This window comes from Mesorhizobium sp. P2_F5, assembly GCF_056403715.1.
Genome location: NZ_JBFUEY010000015.1, coordinates 1 through 15,545 on the forward strand (window position 1 = coordinate 1; position 15,545 = coordinate 15,545).

At 63.7% G+C, this 15,545-nt stretch carries 10 protein-coding genes; 3 read left to right on the plus strand and 7 right to left on the minus strand.

What is annotated here, in order from left to right:
• Positions 1-189: 189 nt before the first annotated feature.
• Positions 190-528, minus strand: a complete 339-nt coding sequence (locus tag AC1DYO_RS20195) for an Hpt domain-containing protein (RefSeq protein ID WP_477266395.1) — start codon at positions 526-528, stop codon at positions 190-192.
• 331 nt (positions 529-859) lie between these two features.
• On the opposite strand from AC1DYO_RS20195, the gene AC1DYO_RS20200 reads away from it, so the two are divergent.
• Positions 860-6,952, plus strand: coding sequence for a kinesin (locus tag AC1DYO_RS20200; RefSeq protein WP_477266263.1), 6,093 nt, complete (start codon positions 860-862; stop codon positions 6,950-6,952).
• A gap of 316 nt (positions 6,953-7,268) precedes the next feature.
• On the opposite strand, the gene AC1DYO_RS20205 is transcribed toward AC1DYO_RS20200, so the two are convergent.
• From AC1DYO_RS20205 to AC1DYO_RS20220, 4 genes are read right to left on the minus strand one after another with little or no spacing between them, the layout of a single operon-like run.
• Positions 7,269-7,910 (minus strand): ABC-type transport auxiliary lipoprotein family protein, encoded by a 642-nt coding sequence (locus tag AC1DYO_RS20205; RefSeq protein ID WP_477266265.1) that lies wholly within the window; start codon positions 7,908-7,910, stop codon positions 7,269-7,271.
• Between the two features lie 37 nt (positions 7,911-7,947).
• Positions 7,948-9,321 (minus strand): MlaD family protein, encoded by a 1,374-nt coding sequence (locus AC1DYO_RS20210; RefSeq protein ID WP_477266267.1) that lies wholly within the window; start codon positions 9,319-9,321, stop codon positions 7,948-7,950.
• A 14-nt stretch (positions 9,322-9,335) separates the two neighbouring features.
• Positions 9,336-10,154 (minus strand): ABC transporter ATP-binding protein, encoded by an 819-nt coding sequence (locus AC1DYO_RS20215; protein WP_477266269.1) that lies wholly within the window; start codon positions 10,152-10,154, stop codon positions 9,336-9,338.
• 1 nt (position 10,155) lies between these two features.
• Complete coding sequence (locus AC1DYO_RS20220; protein ID WP_477266271.1) at positions 10,156-11,343, minus strand: MlaE family ABC transporter permease; 1,188 nt, start codon at positions 11,341-11,343, stop codon at positions 10,156-10,158.
• 77 nt (positions 11,344-11,420) lie between these two features.
• On the opposite strand from AC1DYO_RS20220, the gene dgcA reads away from it, so the two are divergent.
• Positions 11,421-12,404: an N-acetyl-D-Glu racemase DgcA gene (dgcA, locus tag AC1DYO_RS20225; protein WP_477266273.1), complete on the plus strand. Its 984-nt coding sequence runs from the start codon at positions 11,421-11,423 to the stop codon at positions 12,402-12,404.
• Here the strand turns inward: dgcA and AC1DYO_RS20230 are convergent.
• Together AC1DYO_RS20230 and AC1DYO_RS20235 are read right to left on the minus strand one after the other, a co-directional pair.
• Positions 12,375-13,589, minus strand: coding sequence for an MFS transporter (locus AC1DYO_RS20230; RefSeq protein ID WP_477266275.1), 1,215 nt, complete (start codon positions 13,587-13,589; stop codon positions 12,375-12,377). The genes dgcA and AC1DYO_RS20230 overlap by 30 nt on opposite strands.
• Before the next feature lie 103 nt (positions 13,590-13,692).
• Positions 13,693-14,508: a UDP-2,3-diacylglucosamine diphosphatase gene (locus AC1DYO_RS20235; RefSeq protein WP_477266277.1), complete on the minus strand. Its 816-nt coding sequence runs from the start codon at positions 14,506-14,508 to the stop codon at positions 13,693-13,695.
• 121 nt (positions 14,509-14,629) lie between these two features.
• On the opposite strand from AC1DYO_RS20235, the gene AC1DYO_RS20240 reads away from it, so the two are divergent.
• Positions 14,630-15,409, plus strand: coding sequence for an SDR family oxidoreductase (locus AC1DYO_RS20240; protein ID WP_477266279.1), 780 nt, complete (start codon positions 14,630-14,632; stop codon positions 15,407-15,409).
• Positions 15,410-15,545 lie beyond the last annotated feature (136 nt).

The following is a 15,545-nucleotide window of genomic DNA, read 5'->3' on the forward strand; positions in this document are numbered from 1 at the left end:
GAGGCCGGAAACAGCTGCGGCTGATCGATCAGCCAGGGGCGAAACGTCTTGCTCATGCCCCAAAGAATCACGCCGTAATCCAGCTGTCTAGGCGCAGCCCGCCGCCGACCGCTCATTCCACACCCAAATACGGGGACAGGCTCCTAGCCCCGCCGATTCATCCCGGTGGCCGCCGGCGAGCGGCAGCCATTACCGGCTGATGGCGGCGATGAAATCGCGCACTTCCTCGATCAGAGCGCCAAGGCGCTTGAGAGTGCGTGTGTCTTCCGGCTGCTGTTCGATTGATGAGGCGCAGTCGGCGATGGCAAAGGCGCCGACGCCGCGCGCCGAACCTTTCAGCCCATGCGCCAGGAGCAGCCTCTCCCTGACATCGGCGTCGACGATTTTATCGCGGACGGAAAGCGCCTGCTGCACGAACAGCGCCAATACCTCTTGTTCGAGGGCGCGATCGCCCATTGTCTGACGGGCCAGATGGGCCAGATCCACCGGCCGCGAACGGGCCGGACCCGACGCATCGCCGCCCGGCATTGAGAAGGCAATGCCGCTTTCACCGCGTACCAATTTGAAACTCCTTGTCCCGATCGCCGTAAAAAAAATAGGCGATTTCCGTCGCCAACGCGTTAATGAATGGGCCGGAAAGTTGTTGCCGTAGAGGCGGCGAAATCACGTTCACGTTAACCTTATATTTAAAGTTTTACGTATCTCGCGGAATGCATGTTTTCTTTACCCGTGTGTGTCATTACGATACGAGGGTCCATTTTCAGCCTCCTGCGTGGGATAAGACAAGCCAGAATCAGGCCAAAATCATTCAGGCCAAAATCATAAAGTCCCTCGGCAGCTAGTACAGGGTAGCGAAGGCATGGCGAAGAAACCAACGACGACCAGAACTCTCGACAGCGACGTAGCCAGGGAACTCGAAAGGGCACTAGACCTCGACCTTAGCGGAGACGGCAGCGGCGATCTCGATATTGCGGCGTCGATGGAAGACCTGGAAGCGCAGATATCGCAGGCCGCGGACGAACTGGCGCGCGAAGGCCGCACCCAGAAGCCCGCCCCCTCTCAAAGCGCACCCGTCCAACAAAATCAAAGCGCGACGCCGGCTGCCAAGCCTGCAGAGCTGCGCCCGGTTGAATCGCGCAACAGCTCGCAGCCGGCCGGTTTCAAGCCGGCAAACGACGACCGCCAGAAAGATTACAAGACGCTTCTGCACAGCCTCAATCGGCGTGCGTCGAGCACGATCTATTGGGTCGTAGCGTTCGTGTCGCTGGCCTGGATTGCCGGCGCCGGCGGCCTTGCCAATCTGCTGTTTGGCCCCAGCATCTGGAAAATCCGTACATTCGATCAACTCCTGGCCCGCCCTGAACTGATTGGCCTCGCAATCGCGGCAATCATACCGGTTGTCCTGTTTTGGGCCTTCGCGGCGATGATCCGCCGCGCGCAGGAAATGCGCATCGCCGCCCAGTCGATGACCGAAGTGGCTTTCCGCCTGGCGGAGCCGGAAAACCTCGCCCAGGACCGCGTCATGATGATCGGCCAGGCCGTTCGCCGCGAAGTGGCGGCGATGGGCGAAGGCATCGAGCGCACGCTGGCGCGCGCCGTCGAGCTTGAAACGCTGGTCCACAGCGAGGTCAACCAGATCGAACGCTCCTATTCGGAGAATGAATCCCGTATCCGCTCGCTGGTCGACGGGCTGGGCAGCGAACGCGAAGCCGTCGTCACCCATGCCGAGCGCGTGCGCGCCTCGATCACCGGCGCGCATGAGACGCTGAAGGACGAAATCGGCGCTGCCTCGGACATCATTCGCGACTCCATCCTCAACGCGTCGACCAAGCTGTCGATGACGATCACCAATTCCGGCGACACGCTGATCGACCGCATCAACGAAAGCTCGATGTCGATCTTCGATCAGGTGGAAGGCCGGCTCGATACGATCACCGACCGGCTGTCGACCTCAGGCGAAGCCTTCGCTTCGCTGCTCGACACCCGCATCGCCAAGCTGACGGACACCACGGACGGCCTGACCCGCTCGCTGACCGACCTGCTCGACGACCGCACCACCGGCATGGTGTCGCTGCTCGGCGGCGCCGCCCGAACCCTGAGCTCGGAATTCGAATCCAGCCTCAACGGCATCGAGCGCACCTTGGCCGAACGCGGCCAGGCGCTGATCAGCGAATTCCAGACCCGCGCCGAAGCGCTTGATACCGGCACACAAAAACTCAACGCCGCGCTCGAAGCGCGTGCCCGCCAGATCAATGAAACGCTGGTCGAGCGCGCCCGCGAGATCGCCCACACCTTCGCCGAGAGCAAGGATCACCTCTCGGCGATGATCGATCAGGGCAAGACCCAGATCGGCGCCGACATGGCCGACATCGTTTCGTCGACCTCGTCCATGCTCGAAGCCCGTGCCGGCGATTTCGCCGGTCGCATGGAAGCGGCCCGCCATGTCGTGTCGCGCTCCTTCGACACCGACATCCAGCGCCTTGCCGATGCCCGCGTCGGCATCGAGGAGGCGGTCGAAAACCACAGCCGCAGCCTGTCCGAAAGCCGCGAGCGCATGGCCGCTGCCATGCAGGCGGACCTGGCGAAATTCGCCGAGGGCCGCGCCGGCATCGACGCAGCCGTGACCAACCAGGTGCAGAAGCTGGCGGAAGGCCGCAACCTGATTTCGCGCGCTTTGGAAGAGGATCTGCGCAAGGTCAATGAGTCGCGCGCCGCCATCGACGCGTCGGTCGGCAGCCATCTCGAGCGCCTCGAAGAGGGCCGCAACCGGCTCAACCTGGCTTTGCATGAAGACTCCGGAAAACTCGTGCAAGCCCGCACGATTATTGATGAAATGGTCGCCGGACATGTCGGCAAGCTGGCTGAAGGCCGCAACATTCTGTCGCGCGCGCTGGAGGCCGATCTCGGCAAGCTGGCCGACAGCCGCGTTAGCATTGACGGTCTGGTCGCCGGCCAGGTCGAAAAGATCGCCGAAGGCCGCGCCATCCTGACCAAGGCGCTCGAAAACGACATTATCGGCATCAAGGGCGTGATCGAAAACCACTCGGCGAAACTGGCCGAGGACCGAACCGAACTCAGCAAGGCGCTGGAGAACGACCTGTCCGGCATCAGGGACCTGCTCTCCGACCATTCGAACCGGCTCGCCGACGATCGTGGCCTGTTGTCCCAAACGCTCGAGGCCGACCTTGCCAAGCTGGCGGAAAGCCGGTCGAGCATCGACGGGCTGGTCGCCGGCCAGGTGGAGAAGCTGGCCGAGGGCCGTGACATTCTCAAGCGCGCGCTCGAAGCCGACATCAATACCATCAAGGGTGCCATCGTGGGTCATTCCGATCGGGTGGCGGAAGAGCGCAGCCAGCTTTCGAAGGCACTGGAAGCCGATCTGCAGAATGTGAACAGCCTGATCGCCGACCACACGAGCCGGCTTGTCCAGGATCGTTCGACGCTATCCCAGGCGCTTCAGGATGATCTGCACAATGTGAACGGCATAATGGCCGATCATCAAAATAGGCTCGTCCAGGACCGTTCGGCGCTCTCAAAGGCACTGGAAGACGACATCGCCAAGCTGGCGGAGAGCCGCTCCAGCATCGATGGGCTGGTCGCCGGACAGGTCGAGAAGCTTGCCGAGGGCCGCGACATCCTCAAGCGGGCGCTCGAAGCCGATCTCAACACGATCAGGAGCGCCATCGTCGACCAGTCACAGAAGCTGACCGAAAACCGTGGAGAGTTCGCACGGGTGCTGGAAGCCGACTTGGAAAATGTCAACAGCCTGCTTCAGGGTCACAGCGACAAGCTCGTCCAGGATCGCGCGACGCTGTCGAAGGCTCTCGAGGATGACCTCGCCAAGCTGGCGGAGAGCCGCTCCAGCATCGACGGACTGGTCGCCGGCCAGGTCGAGAAGCTGGCCGAAGGCCGCGACATCCTCAAGCGCGCCCTGGAAGCCGACCTGCAGAAGCTGTCGGCAAGCCGCGGCGAGGTCGACGACATCATCGCCGGCCATGTCGGCAAGCTGGCCGAAGGCCGCAACATGCTGACCCAGGCGCTGGAAGGCGATCTGGCAAAGCTCGCCGACGCACGCAACGACGTCGACCGCTCGCTGTCGGGCCACATCGACCAGATCGCCGCCAGAAGCACCGATATCTCGGCGGCTATCGCAGCCGATGTCGAGAAGATCGAGCAGGCCTTCAGCAAGCAGACCGGCATCATCGAGGAGCGCGCCGGGACGATGGAGCGCGCGCTATCGGTGGGGGTCGACAATGTCCGCAACGTGCTGGAAAAGAGCGCCGTCTTCGTTGCCGGCGCGCTGCGCGAGAAGGTGATGGAAGTCACCGGCGCCCTGCACGAACAGGCGGGTGCCGCCTTCAGCGATGCCGACCGCAAGATCGCCGAGCGCGCCGAGCAGACCTCTGCTGCCCTGCTGGCCCGGGCCGAGGACATCGCCCGCACTTTCGAAGACGCCGATCGTCGCCTGCACGCACGTGCCGAGGACACGACGAGCGCCTTGCTTGCCCGTGCCGAGGATACGACGAGCGCGCTGCTTGCCCGGCATGACGAGACGTCGAGCTCGCTGCTCGCCCGCGCCGAAGAGACGGCCGGACGGCTGGCTGCCCGCGCCGGCGAAATCGCCGGTACGTTCGACGCCGCCGACCAGAAGCTGGTTGCCCGTGCGGTCGAGACAGCGCAGTCGCTCGCCGATCGCGCCGGCGACATCCTGCGCAACTTCGAGGGTGCCGACCAGCGGCTGAGCATGCGCATCGGCGAATCCGCCGAAGCGCTTGCCGCCCGCGCCTCCGATCTCGGCCACATCTTCGACGCCGCCGACCAGCAGCTGATCACGCGCATTGCCGAGGGCTCAGACGCTCTGTCGGCCCGCGCCACCGAGATCAGCCGCATCTTCGACGAGGCCGACCACCGCCTGGTGTCGCGGATCGCCGACTCCACCTCGACGATCGGCGAGCATGCCGACAACATTGTCGGCGCCTTCGCCAGCACCGAGCAGCGGGTCGCCGAGCGCGCACGCCAGACCGGCCAGGAACTCGCCGTCCACGCCCGCGAGATGGAGCAGGCTCTGGCCGGCGCCGACGAACGGCTGGCTGCGAGCGTCGCTGCCGCAACCACCCGCGTCGAGGAACAGGTCGCGAGTGTCGAAAACCGCCTCGCCTACACCACCGAGACGATGGGCCAGAAACTCAACGAGCAGGTGTCGAGCGCCGAGGCTCAACTGATCTCGCGCGCCAACACGATTGCGGAGACCTTCACCGCGGTTGGCCAGCACATCGGCCAGAGCACCAACGACGCAGCCAAGACCATCGGCACCAACACCCGCGAGCTCAACACGATGCTGGCGGCGCGTTCGGCCGAGATGTCGAAAATCCTCGACGAAACCGCGCGGCCGCTGGTCGAGCGCTTCGCCCAGGGCGGCTCGGAACTGCAAAAGAGCATGGAAGAGGTCACCGAACGCGCCACCGAGAAGCTGCGCAGCGAAAACGCCGCCCTCGTCAACGCGCTCGCCAGCCGCACGGCCGAAACGCTGTCGGCCGTCGAAGGCGCGCGCTCGTCGCTCGCCGACAGTGTCGCCGACCTCATCGGCCGCATGAGCGTCTCCAGCTCGCAGCTCGGAGAGCTGATCGAGCAGGCGGCGGTCAATCTCGGCCAGGTCGACGAACGTCTCAGCGGCAGCACGCAAAGCTTCGCGGCGACCACCGAAAAGGCGGCGCAGACCTTCGCCAGCTCGGCCCGCCTGGTCGATTCGAACACCACGCGGCTTACCGAACTGTCGTCTTCGACGCTGCGCGAGGTCGCCTCGATCGCCACCAAGTTCGACGAGCACAGCCGTCTGCTGTCCTCGGCTTCCGACCTGTTGAGTTCGGCGCAGAGCAATCTGGAACACACGCTGGAGAGGCAGTCGTCGCTGGAAGATCTCGCCGTCGGCCTGGTCAAGAAGTCGGAAGACCTCGAAAAAGTAATGCGTTCGTTCGAGAGCCTTGTCGGCCAAACGATGCAGAATGCCGAAGGCAGGACGCTGGCATCGGCCGACAAGATCCGCATTGCCATTGCGGAAGTGGTCGATTCGGCAACCAACCGGTTTGCCGATGCGACCGAGGAGATGCGGCGCACCGCGAGCTCGATCAAGAGCGAGCTCGACCTGACACGCGCCGAGCTCAAGAAGGGCGTCATCGAGATGCCGGAAGAGGCCAAGGAATCGACTTCGGCGATCCGCCGTGCCGTTTCCGAGCAGATCAACGCGCTCAAGGAACTTTCGGATATCGTTGCGAAATCGGGCCGCGGTGGTGGCGACACTTCCGAACCCCGTAATTTGCGCCCGGCTCCTCAGGCGCCGGTCCAGCGCCCGGCCGAGCCTGTACGCCGCCCGCCGACGGCGCCGCAGCCGGAGCGCCCGGCACCGCAGGCGCCGCTCGGCGGCCTGCGTGGCACGCTCGATATCGAACGTCCCGCCGAAGCACCGCGCCAGCGCGACGCCAATGCCCGCACGCCGCAAGGTGGCTGGGTGCGCGACCTCCTGACCGGGGCATCGCGCGAGGAGGAAGTCGCCAGGCCGGCGGCGCCCGCGGAAACACCGCGCGCCACACCCGCCCAGCGTTCGCCTCTGCATGTCATGGAGTCGCTCAACTCGCTCTCCGTCGACATTGCGCGGGCGATCGACCATGACGCCTCGATCGAGCTGTGGAACCGCTACCGGCGCGGCGAACGTGACGTGTTCACGCGCCGCCTCTACACGCTGAAGGGCCAGCAGACCTTTGACGAAATCCGTCGCAAATATCAGGGAGAGGCGGAGTTCCGCGCCGCCGTCGACCGCTATTGCGACGATTTCGAGAAACTGCTCAAGGACGTCTCGCGCAACGACCGCGACAACATCATGGCGCAGACCTACCTGACGTCGGACACCGGCAAGGTCTACACCATGCTGGCCCATGCGAGCGGCCGCCTGCACTGATTGGCGGCGGCTACGGAACAAAAAGGCGGGCTTGGCCCGCCTCTTTTTGTTCAGGCCAGGTTCGTGTCACTGCAGGAAAAGATCACAATCTGTCGGCGCTGCCCCTCATCCGCCTGCCGGCACCTTCTCCCCGTATGGTGACGGGGAGAAGGTGGCTGGCCGCAACGCCGGCACTCTTCCTGCAACGCCGGTGATTGGCGAAGCAATCTGCGCAGGCCTCTTTCTCCCCGTCGCTATACGGGGAGAAATGCCCGGCAGGGCAATGAGGGGCGGCGCGAACCGAAGATCTTGAGTCGATGCGTCGTCCGCTCGGCTATCAGATCACCGAGTCCGTCCAGCGCACGATATCCTTCGCCGCCTCACCGAAGGCGCTGTCGAGCGCGCTGACATAAGCTGGATTGCCGCTGCCCGAGACAGGGGCGGATGCGGTGAAGCTTTTCGAGGCGCGCACCTCACCGTTGCGGTCGTTCAGGATGCGTACGAAGAGATTGACCTCGGCGTGCTCGCCGCCATTGACGCGGACTTCGAAGGAGCGGATCTCGACGATCACCTGATAGTCGATCGCCAGCCCCTCGCCCGGCTTGCCGACGCCGGCAAAGCTGCCGGAGCGCTGGAAGGTTTCGGCGAGCCTTGCCTGCACGATCAGCGGCAGGCGGTCGGCCCATTGCGCGCCCTTGAGGTATTGGATCGAGCGATCGGATGGCTTGATGACGATGTTCTGGCTGTCCAGCGCCTTGAGCGCGGAGGGCTGGGCGATCAGGATCTGGCGGCGGCTGTGGCCATGCGCGTCGATCGACGGAGCGGACAGCTCGAACGTATCGAGCGGCGCCGGTTTGCCTCCCAATGCCGCGCAACCGGCGAGGGTCAAGCCAAGCAACACGACAGCAGATTTATGCCCACCCAACCTGAACGTCACGCGCGATCCCCGTTGTCCCCGGATCGTAAGACCAACCCGCATTCGCGGTTCAACTTCTTGCGGCGGGCGGCGGCTGAAGTCAACGCCGTGCCCTGCCATCGAACTGCCGGACCTCGCCGTCGCCGCCCGACAAGATGCGCTGCGGGTTGCGGCTGAGATCGGTCACCGCCTCTTCGATGCGGCTGATCGAACGCCGGCTGTCCTGGACCAGCGCCTCGACATTCGACAGGCCCTGGCCGGAGAACCGCGCCAGATTGTCGGTGATGGTGCCAAGCCGCGCGTTCAGGGTGTCTGCGACCTGCTTGAACGATTTCAGCGTGTCCCTGGCATCGGCCATGACGCCGTTGGCCTCTCCCGAGCCGAGCAAGGAGTCGACCTTGGCCAGGATGCCGTCGACGCGCACCGAGGCATCGTTGAGGCGCTGCGCCAGCTGTTTGGCGTCCTTGATCGTCTCGTCGATATCGTCGGCACGGTCGGCGAACTTGTCGGTCACCACGGCGATGTCGGCGGCGGCCTTGTCGGCGTTTTCGCTCGCCTTTCTTATATTGGCGAGCGCGGTACGAACCTCGGCTGGATCGATGCCGTCGAGGACGCCGTCGACCTTGGCCAGCGTGCCTTGCGTTCGCGTGGCGAAATCGTTGACCGAGTTGACGGCGGTATCGACATTCCTGATCACGCCATCGAGCTGTCCGCTGGTCTCCTTCAGATTGGCGGTGACGGTATTCACATTGGCGACGATGCTCTTGATCTGGTCCTTGTCGACGGCATTGAGCAGGCCTTCGGCGGCCTTCAGCGTGCCGTCAAGCTTGCCGGAAACGCTCTTCAACTCGTCCGACAGCGCACTGACACTGGACAGGAACTTGTCGATGCCGTCGGCATTCTTGGCCAGCGCATCGGAGAATGTCTGGGCGTTCTTGATCGTTTGGGTCAGCGGCCCGCGCACATCCTTGGTGAAGCCTTCGAGATCGGAAAGCACCTTGTCGGCGCGGGTGAAGATGTTCTGCGCCGTCTGCAGGAGATTGTTGACGGCAGAGGGGTTGGCGACGATCTCGGCGGTTCTGCCTTCCTTTTCCGCCTCTTCGAGCAGGTTCGGTTCCTTGGGGTTGGCGCCCTTCAATTCGATGTTGACCTGGCCGGCAAGGCTGGCGATGCCGATATCGGCCTGCGTCGATTTGGTAAGCGGCGTCGTCTTGTCGATCTCGGTCGTGGCGATGGCGGAATTCGGATCGTTGCGGTCGAAATAGACGCGCTTGACCACACCGACCTTGACGCCGTTGAACAGCACCAGACTGCCGGGGCCGAGGCCTGAGGCCGAACCCTGAATGCGCACGCGCAACTGCGCCGTCTCGCCGCGATCGCCGATCTGGGCGGTCCAATAGACGAACGCGAAGGCCGCCAGGATCGCAGCCAGGGTGAAAATGCCGACAATTACGTAGTTGGCTCTGGTTTCCATTGCCCCACTTATGGCTATGCGCGCGCGGCAAGATCAAGTTGCCGGGCGCGTTTTCCGCGGAAATAGGATTTTACCCACGGCTCCTCGCTCTTCAGCATGTCGTCGATCGTGCCTTCAACCAGGATTTTCTTGTTGCCGAGCACCGCCACGCGGTCGCAGGCAGTGAACAGCGTGTCGAGATCGTGCGTCACCATGTAGACCGTCAGGTCCATCGTATCGCGCAGCTTGACCACCAATTCGTCGAACTCGGACGCGCTGATCGGATCAAGGCCGGATGTCGGCTCGTCAAGGAAGACGATGTCGGGATCGAGCGCCAGAGCCCGTGCCAGCGCGGCGCGCTTGATCATGCCGCCCGACAGCTCCGAGGGAAATTTTTGTGCAGCGTCCGGCGGCAGGCCGACCAGCTCGATCTTGAGCAAGGCCAGCTCATCCATCAGCTTCCTCGGCAAATCGAGATATTCACGCATCGGCACCTGCACGTTTTCCTGCACGGTAAGCGCCGAAAACAGCGCGCCATGCTGGAAAAGCACGCCAAGCCGCATGTCGACGCGCAACCGTTCGATATCGCTCGCCTTGTCGACATCGACGCCGAACAGCTTGATCGTGCCGGACTGCTTGTGAAGCAGGCCGAGAATGGTGCGCAGCAGCACCGATTTGCCGGCGCCCGAGGCGCCGACGAAACCGAGGATTTCGCCGCGCTTGATGTCGAGCGCCAGTTTGTCGAGGATCAGCTTGTCGTCCAGCGAGACAGTAATGTCGCGCACGGAAAGTACGATATCGCTTTCACCCGTTCCCTGCTCCGCCTTGATCCCGTTTGAGCTCTTACCCATCATGTCAGAACTCGATCGAGGCGTAGAAGATTGCGAAAAGGCCGTCGAGGATGATGACGACGAAGATCGACTTCACCACCGAGGCGGTGACGTGCAGGCCCAGCGATTCGGCGCTGCCGCCGACTTTCATGCCTTCGACGGAGGCAATGGTGCCGATGATCATGGCCATGAACGGTGCCTTGATCAGGCCGGCGAAGATGGTGCTGATATCGATCGCGCCGCGCAGCCGGTCGATGAAAGCGGACGGCGAAATGCCGGAGTAAAGCCAGGCAGCGACGATGCCGCCGCCGAGAGCGGCAAAATTGGCAATAATGGTGAGACAGGGTAGCGCAATCACCAGCGCCACAAGGCGCGGAAACACCAGCACGCCGATCGGGTTGAGGCCGATGACCTTCAGCGCGTCGACCTCCTCGCGCATCTTCATCGAGCCGATTTCGGCGGTGATGGCGCTGCCGGAGCGGCCGGCGATCATGATCGCCGTCATCAGCACGCCGAGCTCGCGCAGGATCAGCACGCCGACCAGGTCGACAACGAAGATGTTGGCGCCGAAATAGTTGAGCTGGTAGGCGCCCTGCTGGGCAACGATGGCGCCGACGATGGCCGACATCAGTACCACCACGGGGATGGCGCCGACACCCATGCGATCGATCTGGTTGAAGATCGCAGCCGGGTTGATGGCATGGCCGCGCCCGAGCTTCATCTGCGCGCCGCCGATGGTGGCGCCGAGGATGTTCATCGAGGCGAGGAAATCGTCGCGCATCTCATAGACGCGGCGGCCGATCGCCTCCAGGGCACGAAGGATGATGTTGGGGCGCCGGAAACCACGCGATTCGGGCTCGCGCCGGACGGCTTCGCCGACAGCACCGAGCAGGATCGAGGCAACATCGCTTTGCCCCTGCATCTTGATCTCGACGCTCTTCTTCTCGAAGGCGCAGACCAGGCGATCGATCAGCCAGGCCCCGGCCGTATCAATTTTCTCGATGTGGGAAAGGTCGAGCGCCAGCGTCTGAAAGCCTTTGCGCTGCTCGATCTTGCGCATCTCGGCGTCGACCAGCGCCACGGTCCGCGTGGTCCAGATTCCGGAGAAGGCGCAGCCGAGGACGCCGCCCTCCTCGCCGACCGCGACGCGGGGCTGGTGGTCGGCCTCCTTGGCGGCGTTGCCGCTTGCGTCGCGTTTGCCGATGGTCAACATGGCGTCCTGTTTAGCCTGACGGGTCGAAACTGTCGATTTGCCGACGACGCGTTGTCGCATAGCTGGAGCAGAAAAATATGGCGCGTGTCATTTCGGTTGAGGCCGAGTGTTTTCCCATCGCCGGCACCTTCACCATCTCGCGCGGATCGAAGACCGAAGCCGAAGTGATCACCTGCACGATCAGCGATCGCGGCCATCGCGGCTGGGGCGAATGCGTCCCATACAAGCGCTATGGCGAGACCATGGAGGGCGTGCGCGACGCCATCGAGGCGATGCGCCAGCAGATAGAAGGCGGCATCAGCCGGAAGGGCCTGCTCGATGCGATGCCGGCGGGCGCCGCCCGCAACGCCATAGACTGCGCCTTGTGGGACCTGGAGGCGAAGATGAGCGGCATAGCGGTGTCGGCCGCCATCCATGCCGTGCCCTTGTCGGCGCTGGAGACGGCCTACACGCTGTCGTTGGGCGAGCCGGAGGCGATGGCGGCGCAAGCCCGCGCCAATGCCAGGCGGCCACTGCTCAAGGTCAAGATCGGCGGCGACAACGACATGGCCCGCATCCGCGCCGTGACCGAGGCGGCGCCCGACAGCCGCATCATCCTCGACGCCAATGAAGGCTGGACCGATGCCAACATCGTCGAGAACCTCGCTTTCGCGGCAGAGCACGGCATCGCGCTGATCGAACAGCCGCTTGCCGCCGGCGATGATGCCATCCTGCGCCACATCGCGCACCCCGTGCCGATCTGCGCCGATGAAAGCGTGCACGAGGCGAAGGACCTCGAAGCGCTTGTCGGCCTCTATGACGCCGTCAACATCAAGCTCGACAAATCCGGTGGCCTGACAGCGGCGCTGACCCTTCGTGACCGCGCCCGCGAACTGGGTTTTGACGTGATGGTCGGCTGCATGGTCGGCACCTCGCTGGCGATGGCGCCGGCGGTGCTTTTGGCGCAGGGCGCCGAGTTCGTCGACCTCGACGGTCCGCTGCTTCTGGCGCGCGACCGCCAGCCCGGCCTCGTCTACGAGGGGTCGCTGGTCTCACCGCCTGACAGGATGCTGTGGGGCTGAACGCGCGGCGAGGCCGATCAGCGCCAGGCCGATGATGGCGATCGGGATCATCGCCAGGAAGCCGTCGACGCCGTAGCGCTCGTAAAGTGGGCCGGATGCCAGCGTCACCGCCGCCATGAAGAAGCCGTTGAAGAAATAGGCAATGCCTTGCGCGGCGCCGGTGCGCTCTTCCGAAACCGTCTCGCCGATCATCTTCTGCAGGCCGATCAGCACCATCGCCACCGATACCGAATGCAAGGTCTGGACGCCGAAGAATCCGGCAACGCCAAGCCCGAGCGGCCAGATCAGCGGAAAGGCGATCCAGCGCACGATGGAGCCGATGCCGGCGATCAGCATCATCTTGACGACCGAAACGGAGGCGAAAATACGGTTGAAAAACAAAAACATGCAGACTTCGGCTACCACGCCCCAGGCCCATAGCAGGCCGATGAGGGAGCCGCTGATGCCGATCGACTTCCAGTAGATCGACACAAAGCCGTAGAGAAAGGCATGGCTGGCGGTGATGATGCCGACGCCGAGGGTGAAATAGAGGAAATACGGATTGAGCAGGCTGGGCGCCGAATGCTGGATGTCGGTGGCCGAAAGTGGCGACGCCCGCCTCGGCCGGCCAAGCCGCGGCGCCAGCAGCCCGGCGACGAGTGCGGCCGCAAGTGACACGAAGATGATCACCGGCACGGCCTGCACACTCGTCCAGTACAGGATGAAGCCGCCCGCGGCATTGGCGCAGAGATAGGAGATCGAGCCCCATTTGCGCATCGCAGTGTAATTGGAGCCGAAGCGGCGCACGCCCGACAGCGCCAGTGAATCGGCGATCGGCGAATGCGGCGTCCACACCACTGTCAGCGCCAGCGATACCGCTAGCACCATGGCGTAGGTGGGGGTGAGGAAATAGCCGGCCGAAAGCACCATGGTCGCGGCCACCAGCGCGATATAGACATCGGCCCTGTCCTTGGCGCGGTCGGCAAGCGCGGTGAGCAGCGGCGTCGTCACCACGCGCAGGAACATTGGTGCTGCCAGGATGATGGCGATCTGCTCGGCGTGGAACCCCTGGGCCTGCAGCCATAGCGGAAAATACGGCAGATGCGTTCCAAGCGACACGAAGAGCGTCGCGAAGATCAGGCTCATGCGCAGCTCGAAATGGAGCGGTTTGACGAGTTGTTCTGGCGAGAGCGGCGGCAGCGACATGAATCGATCCAATTGCGCTGCACGAAGGGCTGCAACGCTGATCGATCCCATAACATGGGGGCGATCGAGTCGAAACTGCCTGGACTAATCGATTAACAGGGGTTCAAGCCGCTTCGACGACCCTGTCCTCGATCAGCATCGGGATGAAGGGCTCGTCCGGCGCCTCGGGCAGGATTTTCGCCCAGTGAATGATCTCCATCCGGCCGTCGAAATGCTCGACCACCGCCGTGCAGCTCTCCACCCAGTCGCCGGTGTTGATGTACTGCACGTCCCCGTAGTTCTCGATCGCGGCATGGTGGATGTGGCCGCAGATGACGCCGTCGACATGCGAGCGGCGCGCTTCCTCGGAGAGCACGGTCTGGAACGAGCCGATGAAGTTGACCGCCTTCTTGACCTTGACCTTGGCCCAGGACGAGAACGACCAGTAGGGAAGGCCGAGCAAATGGCGGAGCTTCGTCACCACGCGGTTGACCACCATGGCAGCGTCATAGGCGTAGTCACCGAGATAGGCCAGCCAGCGCTGGTTGTGCACCACGGTGTCGAACTGGTCGCCATGGATGACCAGCAGGCGCCTGCCGTCGGCGGTTTCGTGGATGGCGCGGTCGGCAACGACGATGCCGCCGAAATGCACGCCCTGGAACTGGCGCGCGAACTCGTCGTGATTGCCGGCAATGTAGGTGATCGAGGTGCCCTTGCGCGCCTTGCGCAGCAGTTTCTGGACCACGTCATTGTGACTTTGTGGCCAATGCCAGCTGCGCCGCAGACGCCAGCCGTCGACGATGTCGCCGACGAGATAGATGATATCGGCGTCGTGGTACCGCAGGAAATCGATCAGGAACTCGGCCTTGGCCGCCTTCGATCCGAGATGCAGGTCGGATATGAACATGCTGCGGAAAGTGCGGGTTTCTGTGCTGGACATCAGATCGTCACCGTTGCTTTCGCGCAGGCTATGCCCCGATTCATGCAACAACCGTATGACGGTTGCGATTGGGCCAGCCAAAGGGCTAGCTTGCCCGCGCCATTCACAGGAGAAAGTCGTCATGGATCTCGGGATCAGGGGCAAGAAGGCCATTGTCTGCGCTTCGAGCAAAGGGCTTGGCCGTGGCTGCGCCATGGCGCTGGCCGAGGCGGGCTGCGATCTCGTCGTCAACGGCCGCAACGCCGAGCTGGTCGCCAAAACCGCCGCCGAACTGCGCCAACGCTACGGCGTGAAGGTGACGGAGATCGTCGGTGACGTCTCGAAGCCCGACGTGCAAAAGGCACTCCTTGCCGCCTGCCCCGACCCCGACATACTGGTCAACAACAATGGCGGCCCGCCGCTGCGCGATTTCCGCGAGCTCGATCGCGCAAAGATCCTCGAAGGCGTGACGCAGAACATGGTGACGCCGATCGAACTGGTGCAGGCCGTCATCGACGGCATGGCCAAGCGCGGCTTCGGCCGCATCGTCAACATCACCTCGCTGTCGGTCTATGTGCCGATCCCCGGCCTCGACCTTTCGTCCGGCGCGCGCGCCGGGCTGACCTCGTTCCTGGCCGGCGTGGCGCGCACTGTGATCGACCGCAATGTCACCATCAACAGCCTGCTGCCGGGCAAGCTCGACACCGACCGGCTGCGCGGCCCGCATGAGGCCGGCACGACGGAAGACCCGACTGCTGCCGCGGCGCGCAAGACCCGCATCAGCGCCGACGTTCCAGCCAAGCGGCTTGGCACGCCGGAAGAGTTCGGCCAGATCTGCGCCTTCCTGTGCTCGGTCCATGCCGGCTATCTCACGGGCCAGAACATCCCGGTCGATGGCGGCCTCTATGTCAGCGCCTTTTGATCGACGCGCCTGCGAAGCAGCACGAGTCGTTCGCGATGAAATCGGCATAAGTATCTGATGCAACGCGACTTTCGACGCGCCGCAGCGGAAAGCTGACGACGCGTCATTTAGCGTCGCGACAAACCTTGGCCGCATG